Origin of the sequence: Gimesia fumaroli (assembly GCF_007754425.1) — a bacterium.
GTDB classification, from domain to species: domain Bacteria; phylum Planctomycetota; class Planctomycetia; order Planctomycetales; family Planctomycetaceae; genus Gimesia; species Gimesia fumaroli.
This window is the reverse complement of record NZ_CP037452.1, coordinates 2,455,164-2,474,874: the sequence shown is the minus strand read 5'-3', so window position 1 is coordinate 2,474,874 and position 19,711 is coordinate 2,455,164. Positions and strand designations below refer to the sequence as shown.

17 protein-coding genes (1 of these 17 running past the window's edge) are annotated in these 19,711 nt (G+C 47.0%); 4 read left to right on the top strand and 13 right to left on the bottom strand.

Going from position 1 to position 19,711, the window contains the following annotated elements:
• Nucleotides 1-802: 802 nt before the first annotated feature.
• Nucleotides 803-1,912, top strand: coding sequence for a hypothetical protein (locus Enr17x_RS09485; RefSeq protein WP_145308115.1), 1,110 nt, complete (start codon nt 803-805; stop codon nt 1,910-1,912).
• Here the strand turns inward: Enr17x_RS09485 and Enr17x_RS09480 are convergent.
• The 8 genes from Enr17x_RS09480 to Enr17x_RS09445 form a co-directional block, all read right to left on the bottom strand.
• Nucleotides 1,909-2,598, bottom strand: a complete 690-nt coding sequence (locus Enr17x_RS09480; protein ID WP_145308113.1) for a sugar transferase — start codon at nt 2,596-2,598, stop codon at nt 1,909-1,911. The two genes, Enr17x_RS09485 and Enr17x_RS09480, sit on opposite strands and share 4 nt — an antisense overlap.
• A 46-nt stretch (nt 2,599-2,644) precedes the next feature.
• Nucleotides 2,645-4,483: an asparagine synthase (glutamine-hydrolyzing) gene (gene asnB, locus Enr17x_RS09475; RefSeq protein ID WP_145308111.1), complete on the bottom strand. Its 1,839-nt coding sequence runs from the start codon at nt 4,481-4,483 to the stop codon at nt 2,645-2,647.
• A gap of 254 nt (nt 4,484-4,737) precedes the next feature.
• Nucleotides 4,738-5,379 (bottom strand): imidazole glycerol phosphate synthase subunit HisH, encoded by a 642-nt coding sequence (hisH, locus tag Enr17x_RS09470; RefSeq protein WP_145308109.1) that lies wholly within the window; start codon nt 5,377-5,379, stop codon nt 4,738-4,740.
• On the bottom strand, nt 5,376-6,137 hold the full coding sequence (hisF, locus tag Enr17x_RS09465; protein WP_145308107.1) for an imidazole glycerol phosphate synthase subunit HisF: 762 nt from the start codon (nt 6,135-6,137) through the stop codon (nt 5,376-5,378). The genes hisH and hisF overlap by 4 nt, the downstream gene beginning before the upstream one ends.
• The gene (locus Enr17x_RS09460) at nt 6,134-7,321 is read right to left on the bottom strand and encodes an N-acetyl sugar amidotransferase (RefSeq protein ID WP_198001064.1); all 1,188 of its coding nucleotides are present in this window, start codon (nt 7,319-7,321) and stop codon (nt 6,134-6,136) included. Before Enr17x_RS09460 ends, hisF begins: the two co-directional genes overlap by 4 nt.
• A gap of 335 nt (nt 7,322-7,656) precedes the next feature.
• Complete coding sequence (locus Enr17x_RS09455; protein WP_145308105.1) at nt 7,657-8,427, bottom strand: creatininase family protein; 771 nt, start codon at nt 8,425-8,427, stop codon at nt 7,657-7,659.
• A gap of 7 nt (nt 8,428-8,434) precedes the next feature.
• Nucleotides 8,435-10,075: a sodium:solute symporter family transporter gene (locus tag Enr17x_RS09450; RefSeq protein WP_145308103.1), complete on the bottom strand. Its 1,641-nt coding sequence runs from the start codon at nt 10,073-10,075 to the stop codon at nt 8,435-8,437.
• 79 nt (nt 10,076-10,154) lie between these two features.
• Nucleotides 10,155-11,090: a hypothetical protein gene (locus Enr17x_RS09445; RefSeq protein ID WP_232100999.1), complete on the bottom strand. Its 936-nt coding sequence runs from the start codon at nt 11,088-11,090 to the stop codon at nt 10,155-10,157.
• Nucleotides 11,091-11,330: 240 nt separating this feature from the next.
• On the opposite strand from Enr17x_RS09445, the gene Enr17x_RS09440 reads away from it, so the two are divergent.
• From Enr17x_RS09440 to Enr17x_RS09430, 3 genes are all read left to right on the top strand, one after another.
• The gene (locus tag Enr17x_RS09440) at nt 11,331-11,621 is read left to right on the top strand and encodes a hypothetical protein (RefSeq protein ID WP_145308101.1); all 291 of its coding nucleotides are present in this window, start codon (nt 11,331-11,333) and stop codon (nt 11,619-11,621) included.
• 43 nt (nt 11,622-11,664) lie between these two features.
• A complete protein-coding gene (locus tag Enr17x_RS09435; RefSeq protein WP_145308099.1) occupies nt 11,665-12,297 on the top strand; it encodes a CDP-alcohol phosphatidyltransferase family protein in 633 nt (210 codons plus the stop codon).
• 71 nt (nt 12,298-12,368) lie between these two features.
• On the top strand, nt 12,369-14,231 hold the full coding sequence (locus tag Enr17x_RS09430; RefSeq protein WP_145308096.1) for a tetratricopeptide repeat protein: 1,863 nt from the start codon (nt 12,369-12,371) through the stop codon (nt 14,229-14,231).
• Here Enr17x_RS09430 and Enr17x_RS09425 read toward each other — a convergent pair.
• The 5 genes from Enr17x_RS09425 to Enr17x_RS09405 all read right to left on the bottom strand — a co-directional run.
• Nucleotides 14,205-16,016 carry a CRTAC1 family protein gene (locus tag Enr17x_RS09425; RefSeq protein WP_145308094.1) on the bottom strand — a complete coding sequence of 604 codons (1,812 nt, stop codon included), beginning with the start codon at nt 16,014-16,016 and terminating at the stop codon, nt 14,205-14,207. The genes Enr17x_RS09430 and Enr17x_RS09425 overlap by 27 nt on opposite strands.
• Before the next feature lie 141 nt (nt 16,017-16,157).
• Entirely contained in the window at nt 16,158-17,186 is a 1,029-nt protein-coding gene (locus Enr17x_RS09420; protein ID WP_145308092.1) for a DUF1559 domain-containing protein, read from the bottom strand.
• A gap of 126 nt (nt 17,187-17,312) precedes the next feature.
• Nucleotides 17,313-17,750, bottom strand: a complete 438-nt coding sequence (locus Enr17x_RS09415) for a carboxypeptidase regulatory-like domain-containing protein (RefSeq protein ID WP_145308090.1) — start codon at nt 17,748-17,750, stop codon at nt 17,313-17,315.
• A gap of 171 nt (nt 17,751-17,921) precedes the next feature.
• Nucleotides 17,922-19,121 carry a tetratricopeptide repeat protein gene (locus tag Enr17x_RS09410; RefSeq protein WP_145308089.1) on the bottom strand — a complete coding sequence of 400 codons (1,200 nt, stop codon included), beginning with the start codon at nt 19,119-19,121 and terminating at the stop codon, nt 17,922-17,924.
• 518 nt (nt 19,122-19,639) lie between these two features.
• Nucleotides 19,640-19,711, bottom strand: partial view of a carboxypeptidase-like regulatory domain-containing protein gene (locus tag Enr17x_RS09405; protein WP_145308087.1) — the end only. It continues 339 nt past the right edge of the window; only the last 72 of its 411 coding nucleotides appear in the window; the start codon falls outside the window, past its right edge; the stop codon is at nt 19,640-19,642.

The window sequence follows — 19,711 nt, the reverse complement described above, 5'->3', positions numbered from 1 at the left end:
GATACTGCCCTGAGATAATCCAACAGACTAAAATCCCGAAACTTAAAATCGATGTCAAACTCGTCGAAATGGGAATCGAAAAGCCTGTCGCTATCGAAAGCAGTACGCCAACTTGACAGATCTGATCTTTAAAAGACGACCTTTTCAAATCTAAGACTACCCCAGAATCGACGCTTTTCAGATTGCGATCAACAATGTACATGGGCCCAGACCAATCAGACAATTTAACGACGCGATCTTACGAATACATAACAGGAACAAGTTGCGTATTACCTATAATTAGTATTGATCGACACTTTTGCAGAGATTCAATAGCAGGAATTGTGTCACAAAGCGATACCAATCCCCTTGAAACCATCAACATCTGACAGTAACAAACACTATTACTGAAACAAGTTGTGATGATTTACACATCGAATATCATACAGGAGATTCTCTCACTCAATTTTTTCTCAACGGAATCAGCCAATCCCAGAACCAGTTGATTCGCGCATATTTTAGTTTCCATTCCGGAATCCAAACAAGACAATCCCCCAGCTATACCTTTACCCAATCACCCTAAACATCCACCCCGAAGCCTGACATCTACCTTTACACAATAAGTCGCTTTATTTAAACTCCCCGCACTTCACGAGGCCAGGTTATTTTCATAGCCCAGACACGACGTTCTTCTTGTCTGCTACCAAGAATTGAAACCTTCTAAACAGCTAAATTTATATCGTAATTACACGTTATCAATTTTCTAGATCTATTTTATTCTGATTTTATTTAGTTCCAATCAATCGATCCAGAGAGGCGTTTGATGACTCCAAGACCAGTCAATAATCTATATAAATCACTTTTCTGGGGAGCTTTGTTAACTTACCTGATCGCAATTCTGTTTAATTTGAAATCCTTTCATCTATGGTCTCAAATTCAGGTATTACACGATGCTGGATTACAAATTAATCTCAAATCGATTTACCTGCACCCACATGGAATGAGATACCTGCTGGTATCGCCAGTCTATCTGATTTCGGATCTTGTTCATGTTGCTCCCGATAAAATCCTTTCGCTTTTTATCGTTTTAATGTGCGTGACGATATCTATTGCACTGACACATGTAGTGGCCCTATTTCAAAAAGTAAAAAACCACTGGCAACTCAACTTTTATTTCTTTCTCTTTTTCACCATCTTATCGCTGTTTATGAATGGTCGATTGATCTATGGACTTTGTGCCTATTCATTGATGGCCTACAGTTTTTTCCTAGTGGTGAAAAAAGAAAAAGAATCAGGTGTCAAGAAATACACTCTACCAGCATGCCTGATTACACTGGGCACCCTGTTTTCCTCAATCAGTAGTGGTGTTGCCATCTCATTTTATGCAATCTGTTTCTCTTCCATCTGTCTTTATCTGCTTTATTCATATAGACTTAAAAACAACATTAACTATCCCATAATCATTTATACGTCTGTACTATTCCTGCTTTACACGCCAATCATTCTCTGCTTACTCAACAAGAATCTATCATTCTTTGGAGAAGGATATGAAGCCGTTCTGTCGATGACACAACATGGCATGCTCAACGGAGTAGGTAATGGAATGCTCAACGGGGTAGGTAATGATCAAGACTCTGGAGTCGGGAACTACTTGATTTTCAGAGCGTTAGGAATTGGATTCATATCGCTGTTAATAGGCTTTGTGTATAACTACAGAAACAAACTCATCAGTGATCCACTTGTGTTCTACCCTGCCTACTGCATGGCAATACTCATTTGCCTAAGCCCATTCGCCTTTTCCATCCTTATGATGGCGTTTGTACCAGCCGTGATCATGTCAACTTTCCTGACGAGTCGGTTCAGCACCATTGGAAAGCATCTTTTTGAAACCTATCAGACCTCCACACATAGTGTGGGCTCAAAATCGTCTTAATTGGTTCCTTCGCATGACAGGACTTTTCTGACTGTTTGCAGAAGGATCTGCCAGTCAAGTTTGAGACTGCATTTTTTGACATAGTCAATGTCATACTCGATCACGGCATCTTGAGTCAGCTGACTTCGTCCAGAGACCTGTGCCAGACCAGAGACCCCGGGACGAACACTGGCCCGTAGCTCTCGCTTGAATTGTAGAGTGTCTGCTAATTCAAACCCAACATAGGGACGAGGACCAATCAAACTCATTTCGCCCCGAAATATATTGATCAACTGGGGCAGCTCATCCAGACTTGTTTTTCGAATCAGCTTCCCAATGCCGGTAATTCTGGAATCATTGGCACTGGTAAATTGAGGTCCTGCTCCTTCTGGATCTGATCGCATTGACCGGAATTTTAAGATCTCAAACGGTGCTTCATTTACCCCCAGCCGTTTCTGTCGAAAAAATACGGGACCAGGCGAGCTGGCCTTGATCAGGAAGGCGATCATAAGAAATACTGGCGAGAGGACAATTAGTGCAAAACCGCTCAGCAAAAGATCAAGCGGGCGTTTCAGAAAATATTCTGAATTTTCAGTCGCATCTGCTGAACCTGAAACAGGTGCCAACAGCCGTGGATCAAAGTGAGGTTGTCCTTGTTTTGCGTCTTGCGCAGAGCCTGATTTCTGTGACAATTGACGATCGTCCATGATACTCACTTTGATTAAATAACGGGATGTGTTTGAAGTTCATTGCCTAAGCAGCATTTCTGGAGCCGGTTCCGAATTCAACAGAACTATTGATGCCCAAATCAGCATAGGTTGGAGCATGGTCAAAGGCCTGATCAATAAATGTTCGTTGCCAAAGTTCCAATGCCAGAAGTGCACGTATTGTACGCGTATGATTGACTTTGTCAGTGCGATGTTCCTGAATGATTTCTCGAACGCGCTCAGGTCGATAAAAGCCTCTTTCCAGCGATCGAGGCGAAAGCAAAACGTCGTTCACAAAGGGATTTAGCTCCTGCTTAAACCACTCTCCGATGGGAACGGTAAACATCTGCTTTTTACGATAGATGATACTGGAAGGAAGAATTTTCTCGCAGGCTTTCTTCAATATGGATTTTGTCACGCCATCGCGTAATTTGAGTGATCCTGGAATCCGAAATGCCAGATCTACCATTCGATAATCTAAATAGGGAGCACGTGGCTCCAACGAAACGGCCATTGCCATTTTATCTGGTTTTACGAGATTGTTCCCAGGTAACAAAAACCGGGTATCCAGAGCCAACGCCTGATTGATCGGATCCAGGTGTCGAAACTCTTCCAAATGTGACTTGGCAAACCGGGACGCATCCTCTGCCACCAGCTGACTCTTTGCATCGGCTGAATACAGTGCCTGCTTTGCAGACGGCTGTAATAAACTGATCGCACTGATATAGGCATCCTCAATCTGCTCGCGCGGGAGGGTACAGTCCTGGTTGGCAAAAAAGTTACGATGAACATCATAACCTGCAAACAGCTCGTCTCCCCCATCGCCAGTCAGGACCACTTTGACTGACTTCCGCGCCAGATGGCTGACCCAGTAGGTCGGCATGAAAGAGACATCGCCGTGTGGCTGATCGTTGTGATAAACAGTCAGCGGCCAGGTTGCCGTCAAATTGGGATTCAACACATCACACGTGTGACGGGTACCAAACTGATCGGCGACTTCTTGGGCGTACTGAGATTCATCAAACCGGGGATCATCAAATCCGATACAAAAAGTCTGCACCGGATGTGGTAATTCCTGACTCATCAGAGACACAACGGACGAACTGTCAATGCCCCCTGAAAGGAATGCCCCTAAAGGCACATCCGCGCGTAATCGAATCTTCACAGCAGCCTGTAAGGTATCAATTATCTCTTCACACCAGGACGCTTCAGACCGGCATTCTACAGGCTTCTCCGCCAGATTCCACCAACGCCGAACCTCGGTCCCTTGAGGACTGATTTTCAGCAAGTGCCCCGGCATGAGATGCGTGATATTTTTGTAGAGCGTAATCGGCGGGGGGACAAAATTGTACGTGAGATAGGCATCGAAGCCTTCCCAGTTCATCTCCGCTTTCACCCCCATCGCAAACAGGGATTTGACCTCGGAAGCAAACAGCAGCCGCTTGCCATCATCATGAAGATAGAGCGGTTTTTGCCCGACTCGATCACGGTAAAGCAACATGGATTGTTTGCGACGATCAATAATCGCGATGGCAAACATACCATTAAGCTGTTTTACAAAATCCTCACCGTCTCGCTCATACAATCTGAGAATGACCTCAGTATCACAGCTGGTTCGGCAGCCGAGTCCTTTGGCGAGTTCTCTGAAGTTATAGATTTCCCCGTTTTGAACGACGATCACCTGTCGATCATCGGAAAACATGGGTTGATGGCCACCGGCCAGATCCAAAATAGACAATCGCTGATTTCCCACCAGCATCCCGTCTACCTCGTGGTAACCTCGATCATCGGGCCCGCGATGAGCCATTCGTTCACAAGCCTGTTCTGCCAGCTCCGTCCCAAAAGGGCGTTTTTCGCGATCGTAGCCCCCGATAATTCCACACATTCCGGTTCCTTCCGTCCCACTGGAACAGCCCTGTTCAGCAAGGGATTCATACACAACCAAAAAGAAAACACTCAGTTTCACTCACAAACGAGGCTGACTGTTTTCGATCTCGTTCTGGTTTCAATTCTATTCAAATTCTGAATCAATCAGACTCTAATCTGCTTGACAACCTTCTGCTTCTCAATTTCCTGAGAAAGCAACTCTTAAATTTATTCTACTCATAAAACGATCCAGCTTCCCCGAAAATGGATGATTCAAAACGAAAGAAAATTCTGAATAATCTGCAATCCAACAGGACCACTTTTTTCGGGGTGAAACTGACATCCAATAATATTTTCGCGCTGAACGGCAGCACAAACCTGCCGGCCATCATAGTCACAATCAGCCAGCCGATGTGCATCATCTGTCGGCACCGCCATAAATGAATGCACGAAATAGACCGATGAATCTTCAGGAATTGAATCCAATACCGTTTGCGCCCAGCTGTCGCGCTGTCCTGAAATTAATTGATTCCAGCCAATATGAGGTATTTTATGCGGCGTTCCATCCACGCCAGTCGCCGGGATACTGACGACTTTTCCGGGAATCAGACCGAGACCATCCCAGATCCCAAATTCTTCGCTGGAATCCAGCAACATCTGCATCCCCAGGCAAATTCCCAGCAACGGCTTCCCCGACTTTGCATAGGCTAAAATCGGCTCGACCATCTCCCGTTTTTCAAGTTCCTGCATACTGTCCGAAAATGCGCCCACACCAGGTAAGATCAGCCGATCCGCCCGCATGATAGTTTCTGCGGAATCAGCGATAGTTACATCAGCCCCACAATGCTCACAAGCACGAACGACATTGAGCAGATTTCCCGCACCATAATCAATGATGACAACTTTCTGGGTCATACTTGCCTCACATGTATCTTTTCAGCCAGCGCAGCATCGCGAATTTCCACAAGCGTCATCCGGTCATAATGTAAAATATCCGCCATCGCCACAGCGTCGGCTTTTCCCTGGTCGACAACAGCAAACAGATCCTGCACCGATCCCATTCCACCACTGGCAATGACGGGGACGGGTACGATTTCTGAAACTGATCGCGTCAGTTCCAAATCAAAGCCTTTGCGCGTCCCTTCCTGATCAATTGATGTCAGAAGAACTTCGCCCGCTCCCAGTCCAACCGCCTGCTGAACCCATTCATGAACATCACGGCCGCTCCGCTCACGACCGTTGTCGGTAAATGCATGCCATTTTCCATCGGGCATCTTTTTCGCTTCGATGGAAAGGACCATACATTGTGAACCGAATCGGTTGGAAACTTCCTTGATTAATTCAGGATTGGCAATAGCAGCCGTATTTATGGCGACTTTATCTGCTCCGGATCGCAACAAACGCTGGACATCTTCGACGGAACGAATGCCTCCCCCGACGGTAATCGGCACAAAGACATTCTGCACGGTGCGACTGATGATTTCAGATAGATTATTGCGGCCATACAAGCTGGCGACAGCATCCATATAAATCAATTCGTCTGCACCGTCCTCATAATACTTAACGGCATACTCCTGTGGATCGCCTATGACGCGCAATCCTTCCAGGTGAACGCCCTTAATTAAATTTTTTCCTTTAATATCCAGCCGTGGTATCAAACGTAGATTACTCATGCCGCCATATTACCCTGCTGCTCTTCTTCATCGTAAACGGCATGTCGGAGCGCCCACTCACCATTTACTTTTTTCCAAAGGTGGTCGGCTCGCCAGCTGTCAATGATCTCATGAAACTCCCCTTCGGTCATATCGCAATATTCCAAAAACAGTTGGAAATACTTCTGAGGGAATTCTCCATCATATCTTCTGATAAGGGCACAACCTTCTTCGCGATCAATTTTTCCATCACGAATTTCATGAGCCGTATCCGATGTTGTACGACCAATTCCAAACTTGATGTAGGCCAGGTAGTAATGATAACCATCAATTTTGTCATCCAGGCTGGCATATTTTGAGTAGGTTCCTTCAGAACGTTCCGGATTGGGTTCCAGTCCCGTATGCTCACGACAGTAATAGTAGTTTTCTTGAGGATCCCAGTTCTTGTAGTAGCCGAAGAAATGAATCTGGGTGTCATTCTTCACAATATCCTGGTACTTAGGAGCCATAAATGGTGCCAGATCCGCACGAGTCAGGCCGTGTTGCTCCCAGAATTCCGGGGGAAGTCCTGAGAAATAATGAGAATCATGATCGGCAATCTCCCGTGTCGGCCGAAAGGCATTTTTCATGTCGCCGCCGTATTCAACCTCACCGTTTTCGCCATACATAATCAACGAAACATTGTGTTGTACTGCCATTTTCATTGGAAAGTTGGTCTGTCCATAAATAAATGGCTGAAACGGATCGCCCATATGCTTGAAAGAAAGATGCGTTAACTTTCTGGTGACAACGCCATTGGGCTTTCCGAAGACATTGTCAAAACCCGCATCAATGAACGAATCCAGATTCTTTCGGCCCAACTCAGTTGAGATCAGAGGAGCCCAGGTGACGGTGAGCGGGTTCATGCCATACTTATATTTCAGCTGATGCGCCACAAAGCTGCCATCTTTTCCTCCACTACAGGGAACAATCACGTCATAGCTGCCATCGTTTTTTCGATAACGATCGCAGAGTTCCAACAGTTCCTGCTCGCGCTGTTCCCAGTCAAATTCATTTCTCTTAACCACCGCAAAATTACAGGCGCTACAGACGCCATGTTCATCAAAGGTAATACGCGGACGTTGATTCGAAATCGTACATTTTCGACAGAACTTCACTTCAGAGGGAAGATTGTATAACTTTTGTACATCGCGTTTTGGAATCATGAATCACTCGCTATGAAAATAAGACAGGCTTTGTGGCAATCATTGATGCTCCTCTGAGAGAGATGCGATCAAAGATTGAACAATAATCATTTCATTATGTGTATGGTTTTTGTTGTGTAGACAAGAGTTATCTACATCGGCGGGGATTGTAGAAAAAACAAACTATCATTGAAATAGGAATTTCCCCAGCAAGTTCATGACTTTCGGCGCATAACTTATACGCAAGAAAACCAGGGGTTAACGCCGTTTTACGTTTGTCGTCGTGATGTTCTAAACAGCGACACAAAAGTGGCTTAGAGCGAATAATCTCATCAAAAACCCCATTTTCTGTGCCGTTAGCCTTCAGCAAAACCACCATCGAGCGTAGGCAAGGGAGCGTGCCCCAATCGCTGCAGTACTTCAACCACACGATCGCAAATTACAGAAAACATCTGCTCGCCCTTCCCTGCTGATGCCAGATCGGGACGGCCGGTAGCCCCCTTTTGTGTTCGCTGATACATGTCATTACAGAGATAGACACCATCAACAAGATCCAAAGCATAGTCGTCAAAGTTTTCGATTTTTGATTCGCGTACCAGTTCCGGCCGAAGATGCATCACCAGAGATGTTTCCGCCTCGCAGGCATGTCCCACTGTTTTGCACTCTCCTTCCATCAAAGCCGCGATTTCTGCTTCTGCAATCGACCAGTAAGAAGCTGCCATTAATTGACAGTTGCGATATTGCACCTGCAGCCGCCGTAACGAAATCTGCATCGGGGCGATATTTCCGCCATGCCCGTTCAAAATCAGCACCCGGCGGAAACCGTCATTCAGTATCGTTTCGCAAATCTCACACAACAGCGTCTCATAATTTTCCACGCGCGTCGTCAATGTGGCGCCCCAGCGAAGATGGTGCTGGCTGGCCCCCAACCAGAGCGTCGGCAACAATAAAAGTGATTCCTTGAGCCGCTGCTCGACCTGTTCGGCAACCGCCGTACAGATAATCTCATCCGTCGCGGTTGGCATATGCGGGCCATGCTGCTCGACTGCAGCAATCGGCAAAATAACGAGTGTTTCATCACGCGATACGTTTTTCAGTTCTACTGCCGTCATTTCTGCATATTTCATAGGAGAATTACTCGCTTAAATCAGTATCATTCTTATTTTGACTTTGTACCACATTCCAATAGGTTAAGGGGTGATCAGCAGAAGTCTTACCAGAAGAAACCGTCAACAGACTGACAAGCACACCGATCACCATAGTCAGTCCAAAGCCAATCGGCCAGAACCAGACGGAAAACCAGTCTGAGGAAATATACATCAGCGCTATTGTAATCACGGCGCCTGAAAGGGTTCCCACCAGAACCCCCGCTGTCGTTGAGTTTTTGAAAAACAGAGCCAGAATAAACACGGCCAGTAATGGCCCGCCAAAACCGGCGGTCACTTTTTTCCCGATCGCGAACACATCACCCATCTCACCCACATTGCATGCCAGCACAATCGAGAGCACACCGATCAAGACCACCAGCGCACGGTCCTGTAGCACTTCCATTTTATTATCATCCGGCTTTAAATGGAGGAAATGCCGATCGCGAAAATCGACCATCAGTGCAGTCGTCACCGAGTGAATCCCGGAATCAATGCTGGACATCACCGCCGCCATTAATGCAACCAGGAATAACCCCACCACGCCCGGCGGAAAATGCAGACGAACGTACTGCGGCAATGCCTGATCTTGAAGCTTCAACGCCTGAATGTCTTCGGCCACATACTCCGGATACGATTCATAAAAATGGGGAACCGTCATCCCATTACCAGCGGCATCGGCTCTCCAGTCAGGCAGTTCTCCATTGAGCTCAGTTGCCAGCACTGAAACCATCTGTTCTGGAAATTGATGATAATGAGAATAGAGGCCGACTCCAATGGCCAACAATCCGGGCACAACGGTCCACATTCCGATCACATTAATCATGAAACCGACTTGCGATGTCTTTTCAGAACGCGCGGCAATATAGCGTTGTACAGCAACCTGATCGGCACCAAAGGCCGACAGTGCTTCCAGAAACAGGCCGATCAAAACTGCCCAACTGCCATACTCCAGCGTCAGGGAGGGAGAAAAATCGACCAGCAAATTGCTCCGCCCTTCAAAATAAGTCGAAATGACTCCCGACACTCCGTCATCGGTTTGTGCAAGGATTAAGCCAAGCGTCAATATAATCGTGAGAGTGAAGATAAAAAATTGAATCACGTCAGTCCACATCACCGCCCGCAGACCACCGAGCATTGTGTAGAAAATAGAAACAACGCCCAGCACAATAATCACCGTGAGTTGTGGAACCTGCATCACATTCGCCAGCACAATCGACGCCGCATACGTCGCAGACGCCATCCACCCAATCCTCAGGAAAATGAACAGCCCGCTGGCTAGAGAACGAACCGAGACATGATAACGGCGTTCCAGATACTCATACGCAGTCTGACAATTCAACCGTGCATAAACGGGAATGAACACCCACAGTACCAGCGGCGCCATCAGAGATACGGCAATCAAAAACAGGCTGATCCGTAAACCACTTCCATAGGCGATCGACGGATACATCACAAAACTGTTCGCAGAAAACAGCGTTGCCATCACACTCAATCCGACAGGTAACCAACCCATGGAATTCCCGGCGGCGAAAAATTCCTTCCGTGATTGATTTCGGCCAAAATAAATACCGAGTCCAATCGAAACCAGAAGATAGGCTAGAATAACACCATAGTCTAACAAATGCATCTTGCAGTCAGTTCTTAAATCATGTGAAGGAAATCACGGTCGTTCGGTTCTTAATCAGATGAAACACACGTTCTCCAGTTTAATGCGTCGCATTTTCATCAAACCGGAATTCGGATTTACCTGTAAAAGTCGTCGATGGAATCGTAGGACAGATTCGTTTTTCGATATGTTCCACAACCAGTTCTGTTCCCCGAAAATGGCTGATCGGCGGATCATTCTGCTGGAACAGGGAATCGGTCAGATCCCGACACAGAACCGCGTTTTTCCCCTGATAGACCATCTGGCGTAAGCCGAACGGACGACCACAAACGCATAAATTCGTATGCACGCCCATCAAGACCACATTTTGAATGCCCCGCGCTTCCAGCATGTTATAGACTTCCTGTCCGTTGTCACTGATGGCATCTTCGTCGGCAATTTCAATGGTTTTGATCTGGCGGGTCCAGGGAATCTTCTCTCCCTTCCAGTGGCGCAAACCCGTTTCATCCGGCACCCAGCCTTTGCAGGGTACTTTACAGCCACAGCCCCCTGCTCTGACAAAGTCCAGCGGCTGACCTTCCTTATCGTCGTTCCAGTATTTCCATTTGAAATCAAGGGGCGCTTTCGCGAAAGGTGCGTCAATGGCTCGCTTTCGTTGGGCTGTGCCTTCATAAAAGCTCATGCGGCCACTGGGAGCATGGATAATGAAAACCCCTTGATCGCGTGCCGCTTTCAGAGTCTCATTCATCGCTGGTGCCATCTCGGCAACGCGCTTCGCAGCTTGCTTGCAGGTATGATCGTCCCACATGTCACATACAATAATGGCGGTCTCTGCCGGCTTCCAATACACGGCTTCCTTTACAGGCAGATACTTTCCGGACTCCTGTTTGACCCGTTTCTGTAAAGTGACGGGGATCAGTTGATTCTCTGTCTTTTTTTCCGCTAAAACCAGTTCCGACATCCCGATGGCGAAAATAAATAGACAAAAAACAGCAACGGTCCGGTTGATCTTTTGAGTGAACCAGCAGAGTTTCATGGCAGGCAGCTCCTACAATTTTTTCAAGTTCCGCAATGCTTTGGGTAATTCTAAAAAGCGAGCTCTCTCCATAATATCAAAACCCTGACATATAAAAAGGAAAGCTAAGAAATGTCCGGGCATTTTGTCACCAAAGTTTGATATACTCTAGGGGAGAGATCGTGTAAGAATGAAAGTGCACCCGGCAAAGCACGAAGACACGGAAATGAATAGAAAACGCGTAAATCCAAAGGATCTGAGATGACTAAGGCAGTCTGCTTTCAATGCGGCCACTTAAAATTCGGCTCATTCCTCGCCTGCGATGAATGTCAGGCAAAACCCAAAACCGATGATGAACTGATCGTTTCACTGGCAATGAGCGACCATTATTTCGATCAGGAGACGATGGAATCGATGGGGGAATACATCCGAGAACACGGACACCCCCCACACCTCGATCCCGAATCGGAAAAAACGTTTCGCAGAAACTTTGAAGAAGTGAAAGCATCCGGCGCATTGGATCAACTGTTTCAAGACAATGAAGGCGTTTAAGCTCAGCAGGTCACTTTGGTTCTGAACACAAGGGATTGAAAACATGTGCTCTCCCCCCAATCCAACCAAAAGTAAGGTCTCTGTTTATGCCAGTGGCGAGCAGGCGATGATGGATGCCTCGCAGTCCCGCCGCCATCTGCTGCTGTTGCCGTTGTTAAAACGGTTTGTGCAATGGGGTATTACCGCCAATCACCTTACCGGCCTGTCTCTGCTTTGCGGAATCGGCTTCTGCTTTAGCTATGGAATGCCTTGGGATCAGGCAAAACTACTGGCGTTCAGCTTGCTTCTGCTGCATGTGCTACTGGATGGAATCGATGGTCCCCTGGCTCGCTTTCAGAAAATCGCCGGCAATCGCGGTTCCTTTACCGATACAATCTCAGACCAGCTTGTTGTGACATTTACGACGATCACTCTGATTCACTATGGGGAAGCAACGATCATCGCGGGGAGCCTGTATCTGTTTTTCTACACACTCGTCGTTGCATTTGCCATGATCCGCAGTTCGCTGGCAATCCCCTACAGTTGGCTCGTTCGTCCCAGATTCATCGTTTATGCCTGGCTGCCCGTCGAAACGTATTTCCTTCCCGGAACATTAAACTACCTGCTCTGGATCTTTACTTTTCTCCTGGGATGGAAGTCCCTGACCGGTTTTTACAAGATCCGGAAAAAGCTATGATGGGATTACTACAACGCAATTGCAAAATCCTCTCAGACTGAGTTCTGACAGAAAACAGTGAATCCACAACCATGACGCGTTCTCAATGGTCTCTGATTATCGTTCTCTTTTTTTCGGTCACACTTGTGACGGCTGGTCTGTATTTACGCACCGACCCCAAAGAGAACACGCCCCATTCTGCTCCGCCATCAGAGAATCCGCAGGAAGAGAAATTCAGCCTGGTTCACACCATCCCGCCCGCGCCCTCGACGGAAGGCTATGTGGGAAGCCAGGCCTGCCAGGAATGCCATGCAGAAATTTGCAAGACCTATCAATCACATCCGATGTCGTTTTCCTCGCAGCCAGTCCTTGGAGACTTAGTCTTTGAAGATTACGAACACAAAACCAGTTTCCAGTCTCCCCTGACACACGTGTATGAAGTCGAGAAAAAAGAGGGCAAAGTCTATCATCATGAAAAACGCATGACGCCGGAAGAGGAGCTGGTCTATGACAAATCCGAGCCGATTGACTTTGCCATCGGCTCAGGCAAACGGGGGCGATCCTATGTCATCAACCATGCAGGGCTGCTGTTCATGTCGCCCATTTCCTGGTATACCGGCAAGCAACGCTGGGATCTCTCTCCCGGCTATCAACCCGGGCATCACAAGCAATTTGAGCGACGGCTGATTGATGGCTGCATCCAGTGCCATATTGGCTCGGTTTCCAAAACAAAAGGAATCAAAGACCACTTTGATCCCACCCCATTCAAAGAAACCGCCATCGGTTGTGAGCGCTGTCATGGTCCCGGAGAACCACATATTCAATGGCACTTAGCCAGTGAAAAGCAACAGAAGCCCGATCCGATTGTAAATCCGATCAACTTATCCCCGGCTGCCCGGGACGCGGTCTGTTATCAATGTCACCTGACAGGTGAAGGCCGCATTCTTCGCTACGGTCGCGGTGAGTTCGATTTTCGCCCTGGCAATCTGATTGAAGATTTATGGATTGTATTTCAGGAAGGAGATCGCATCACCGACACGGGAGATACCCAGGCTGTCAGTCAGGTCGAACAAATGCATCGTAGCCAATGCTATCTAAAGAGCGCAGGTCAGATGGGGTGCATTTCATGCCACGATCCTCATCAATTCCCCAGCAAGTCAGAGCGCATCTCGTATTTTGAATCGCGCTGCCTTAAATGCCATGGCGAGTCAACAACCGAATGTACGCGGCCCGAAGATTCTCCTGAACAGGCGAAAGAGTCTTGTATCTCCTGCCATATGCCCAAGCGATCTGCCTTTTCAGTCCCGCATACTTCTTTAACGGACCATCGCATCATTAGACATAAAAATCAGCCGCCTCAAACATCTGCTCAAACAGAACGATTTTCTGACTTTCGAAAACCCGAAGATGAAAATGCCGCTTATGACATCCAGCGTGCACGAGGCTTCTTTTACGTCTCACTGGCTGAAACCAGAAATGACTTAAAATATGCACAGCAGGCCCTGCAACTCCTGCTGCCTTTATTACACAAAGATAGTACAGATGAAGATTTAATCACACAAGTTGGCCTGGCTTATAACCTGCTTGGCGAGAAAGCAAAAGCAAAAGCGATATTAGAACGCGCCCTGAAAGTGAATCCGAATTCAGAAACCGCATTACGGAAACTGACGGAGATTTGTCATGACACGGGGGATTACAAATCAGGAATTGAATACGGAAAACGCTTTATCGAAATCAATCCCTGGCGCAGCCTGATTTATGGACGACTGGTACACATGCTGGGGCTGACACAGCAATTCGATGAAGGCATCGAGTACGCAAACCGCGGACTCAAGATTAACCCTTCGATCTGGCAATTACACGGCTGGCTGGCCCAGGTATACGAACAACGGGGACAAACGGAACTCAGCCAGCAACACCAGAAAAAACTACAACCGTTTCTTCCTCAACGTTAAATCGGATGCCGCCGGTTCGATCAACTTCAGAACCTGATCAACGGGAACCTGCTCCAGCACCTGCGTTTCTCCACTGGGCCAGGTAATTTTGACCTGACAGTCAGCATCCATCTTTCCCAGACCAAAAAAGAGTGCATATTGGCTGCTGGAAGCGTAACTGCTGCCTCCCACGACTTCCTGATAAAACCGTTCGCCGTTCTGCCTGACCTCCACCTTGGTGCCAATGGCGGACCGATTACTGATCGTCCCGGTGAGCATCACTTTTAACCAGTGATTGCCTTGGGAATCATTCCGCAAAAGTGCCGCGGGCTCGGTCTGATTTACAATAAACAGATCCTGATCACCATCATTATCATAATCGCCGGCTGCGATCCCACGACCAATAAACTGCCGTTGGAAATAAGGACCCGCGTCTGCACTGCAGTCGACCCACTGGCCTCCCTGATAAGAAAATAAAAATGGTGACATCTTCCAGGCATAGCCCAGGTCTTCCATGCGATCGATATGTCCATTCGCCACAACCAGATTCATGTGACGGTCATGATTGAAGTCGCCCATAATGGTCCCAAAGGCAAGAAATGGAATCGTCGGCTGGTGTAACCCAGTCGTTTTTGTGGCATCATAAAATCCTGCTTCGCCCAGATTTGCATAGAGTGTGTTGAAGTCATCAGTATAATGAGTGACATACAAATCCAGAAATCCATTGCGATCATAATCACCGATGGCAATCCCCATGCTGGCCTGATTATTGCCGTCTCCACTCATGGCGCAGCCTTTTTCGATCGCTGCATCTCGAAAAGACTGCCCTTCGTGATTCAGAAACAAAAAATTGGGAGTCACATCATTGGCAACATAAATATCGGAATACTGGTCCTGATCCAGATCAGCAATGACAACCCCTAGCGATTTCCCGTCCTCGCCACGTAACCCCCACTCATCCCCGGCTACCTTGAAGTGACCATTTCCCAGACTGAAATAAATCTCATTGTACTCGGCTTCCATTTCGTTCGGATGACAGATCCGCTTAATGCCCTTCTTGTCAGTACAAAACTTGGGGTTCCGCACATCAAATTTGACATAATTGCAGACATATAAATCGAGATTTCCGTCCCGGTTCAAATCACCCCAGGCAGCACTGGAACTCCAAATCAATGAATTGGTTGTCCCCGAAGCCTCCGAGATATCTTCAAAGGTCCCATCTCCCATATTCTGGTAGAATGCATTTTTTCCGACATTCGAAACATAGATGTCATCAAAACCATCGTTATTAAAATCTGCGATGGTGACCCCTTGACCATATCCCCCATTTGCAGCACCGATTTCTGCAGGAAGTTTCTCAAAGATACCATTGCCCCGATTTCGAAATACCTGGTTCTGCCCCAGCTCCGCTGAATGGGAAACCGGGTCGCCTCCCTGGACACAATAGACGTCGATCAGGGAATCCCGATCATAATCAAGCCAACCAGCGCCCCCACCAATTGCTTCTACCATGAGCTGATCCCCTTTGGCACCATTCTCATAGACAAATTCAATTCCTGCCTGCGCATGCACATCACGGAATTGCGGAACCTCTATGTGAGACCGGTCAATCGTTTCCTCTCTAAAGACATCCGAGGTGAGTCCCTGGGAGAATTTTGATTTACTCGGGGGAGAATTCACAGTTTTTTCGTGCGACGCCGTTTTGTCTGGAGACGAATTGTCATCGATCAAATCACAGGAGACAAGAAGCGGAAACAAAAGAAATGTGAAAAATAAACGCCCCGTTCGATCCAGATTCGGGCACATGATCACGATTCAGGCTCTAAAAAGAATACAGACTGTGTAGTCGCTTCAGTACAATAAATGAATCGGTAAAAAAATCCTCCCCACCAGATCTGGAGGGGAGGTTGTGATTCATTCTGCACTAAACATGAAGTGAACAGTGAATTAGAACTCACCTAATGTTTCACCACCTGCTTTGGTAACTAATGCTTTATTAATCCCAAGATCCAGATTTTCACTGACAAAGCGAACGGATCCGTCTGTCAACAAACAGTGCGCTCCACCGACGTGGGTACTGCTCCAGTTGGTGCAGCGCGTATCGTCTGCCCCATTGCCTGCTGCGACTTCTTCAGGATCAGCATTGATAGCCGAGGTGTGGGTATCAATGGCTCCTAAAGGACTAATCCAGGCAGCACATTTATTAATTTCCGATGGAAATTTCTTGCTGAAGTTCCAGTGATGATTTTCATAAATGGCAACCGTGTTTGAGGCACCATCAACAATATCGCGAATGCGAGCGGAACCACGCCACCAGAAAAGACCACCAACACGACTGAGATCGTTATGGGTGATGTCTCTGCCTGGGTCGATCCATGGTGCACCATTCTGCCCCGTATCACCACAGTCTTTCCAACCAGTCCAGATAAAGCCCATACTGCCTACGTAATCGGTTCTAGCTGCCTGGAGAGCGCGTGAATTCCCATTATTCCCTCCGTAGTCGTAGTGCATCGCAAGGCTGGCCAATTTGGGTTGCGGGTTACTGGGACAGAGTAATATCGGAATAGGAGTCGTCCTGGCCGAATCATTGGAAACACTGTCCATACCTGGATTATTAGAGGCAGAGCCTGACGTATTGGTAATGTCATCAAAGTTCATTTGATTATACAGAGGTGCCTGATCCATAAACGGCAGTGTCATGGAAATCCAGGAAACCGAACACCCGATCTGACCCGGACTACGGGTAGCATCGTAGTTCAGAGGAAACGTCCCATGTGTTTCATGGTAGTTGTGAATGGCAACCCCTAACTGCTTCATATTATTTTTACAGGTAGAACGACGTGCCGCTTCACGTGCCTGCTGAACGGCAGGTAATAGCAAGGCGATCAAAATTGCGATGATCGCAATGACAACCAGCAATTCAATTAATGTGAATGCTCGCTGTCGCATTCGAAATAAGGATGAAACTCTTCTCATAAAATGGCGCTCCTGAAAGAAAAGAAAAGAAAGGACAAAAGTGACATGAAATCACAATTAAATTCAGAAATATACTTTATAGAAGAACACTTCTCATCGTGGTGCGATTGATTCACCAGATCATGTTCAGAATTCAATATCGACGACGTTTTCACCTTCTTTCACTTCAGCAATTTTAGGAGTTGTAGTTTTTGAAGTGTAAGATTTTGGAAATGGTAATTTTGCTTTACTGGGATCACCGCCACCAGAGTAACTGGATTCATCTGCGGTCACCGAGAGAACGACTTTATAAGTGCCGGGCTGGGCTCCTTTGCCTCCCTTAGGATTACTTAATTCGTAGCTGCCATCTTCACCAGAGACGCCGACAGCAGGAATCCCATCTTCGGCAGGTACAAAAGAGACCCGGACATCTTTGATCCCTGTCCCATCTTTTTTGATGGTCCCTTTTACCGGATACAAAGTGGGAGCATCGTCTACACCACCACCGCAACCTGTTAAAGCAAAGCTAAAACAAATTAGAAGTGAAAATGATCCGCATAGCCTTACAATACGATTCTTGTTCAATTTAATGGCCCTTCAAACAGTAATCACAAATAATAAAAGGTATTTACATTAACTATCAATAAGGTTTTTTTCTCCAAGATCAAGCGTAATATTCATGCATTTGTCATAAATCGTACCAGAAATCACAGCAAAAGTACACAAAACAACATGCATACAGTCACTTTCTGCTAATTATTTAGTAGTTATATCGAGCCGCTTCTGAATAGAAAACAGGACTTGTTTGTCTCCACAATCCTGCGCATATTCTCCTATCTCCTGCAATAACGGGAGGTTGATTGCTTTGGGATTTTCAAGTTGCATCAACTCTTTTGAAAACGCTTTCCCTTTGGCACCAAGCCGGGCCATTTCCTGTGCTTCACTGGTATTTCCTTTCCGCCTTAAGATTTCCGCCAGACCAAGTCGGGACAACCAGTCATAGGGATTCCGTTTCAGCGCCTGTCGATAGGATTCTTCTGCCAGATCAATCTGATTTTTTAGCGCGAGAAAGCGACCTTTGAATCTCCAGAATCGATTATCATCCTCTGCATCCGCGGGTACCGCTTCCAGTAATTCCGCAACGCGTTCCAGGTCTCCCTGTTCCAGATTTTTTTCCAGATAAAAAGCGAGTACTTCTTTATTACTGGGGAATTTTTCCAAACAATTCGCAATCAGCGACTGATCTCCCCCTTTGATGACTTTTGAATCATTCAAGACCATCGATCGATGACTCCCACTCCGGGCAACGTAGATCGCCATCGCGACTTGCAGATCCTCATTCTTGGGATCACTTTTGAGCCAGCTGGAAACAAGAGGTGCCCCATTACCGAAATTCAGTGAATCGGAAAGCAACAAATAGATGTAGGCCTCGGGTGGTTCGCAATGCAGTTCCATCGCCTGCCTGATTTCTTTGACCATCTCCAGCCGGCGCAGCATCATGGCATCAATATAAATCAAACGCTGCCTTGCCCGATCAGCCCGGGGGTCAATTTTCAAGATCCGTTGGCAGGTTTCGATTGCCTTAATCGGATTCTGCAATTCAGAAAGCAGCAGGTCGGTTCGAATGGCCAGTGATTTTAAAACACGAGGGTCTGTATCACTGATCTGCCCTAACGCGTCTGCGGTCTCCACAAATTTATTCTGCTGCCGACAGGCTTCTGCCAAATCGAGCCAGGCGTCTGAATTTTCCGGTTCGCGCCTGGTCCATTTTCTGGCAGCTTGCTCCGCGGCGGGCCAGTCTTCTGCTTTTAAAGACTGACTGACGAGTTCCCGAAGAACATGGGCCTGACGCTGATTCCACCAGGAAGCCAGCGGAAATAGAATGACCGCAACGAACACACAAACCAGTACCAGCTGAAGCAGTTTGTCTGGAGTCTTTGCTTCTTGAGAGGGCATATCGACAACCTGTTTCAGCTCAAGGAGAAAGGAATTTCAGTGCCAGCAGACAGACACCGGTCATTTCTATCCTAACGCCCTACTCAGGCAGGGGAAAGCTTTTTTGAAGTGAGAGCGAATCACAGATATGAAATAGTGTTGATTCGATCCTCTATCCCACTGATCGGATCAGGGAGTCTTCAACTCAAGCTGAATCGTATTCTCCCCCGCTTTCAACTCGTTTTGCAGTTCAGTTTGCTGGTTATAGCGGTCAGGTACGAATACCTTCTAGCCAGGGGGCTTCGATTTTCCCATCGCCATCCTTCAACAGGTTGAAAATAACGTTTACATTTTTCAAGGGTTCACCATCCCGAGTGACTTGTTCTGAGACGTTCCCCCAATCCAGCTGATCTTCCGCACATTTACCCAGCGCTATAGAGAAACCATCAAATCTCTGCTTTTTGTAAACCCTGTCGACGAAAAAAACCTTACCCGCTGAGGGTAAGGTTTGCTGGTAGCGGTCAATTTTCTATTGAAACTTACTTGCTGGTTAAGTCAAACTGGAAGTCGTTTTCCTCTCCGGATTTGACATCCGCCTTCAATGTCGTGTT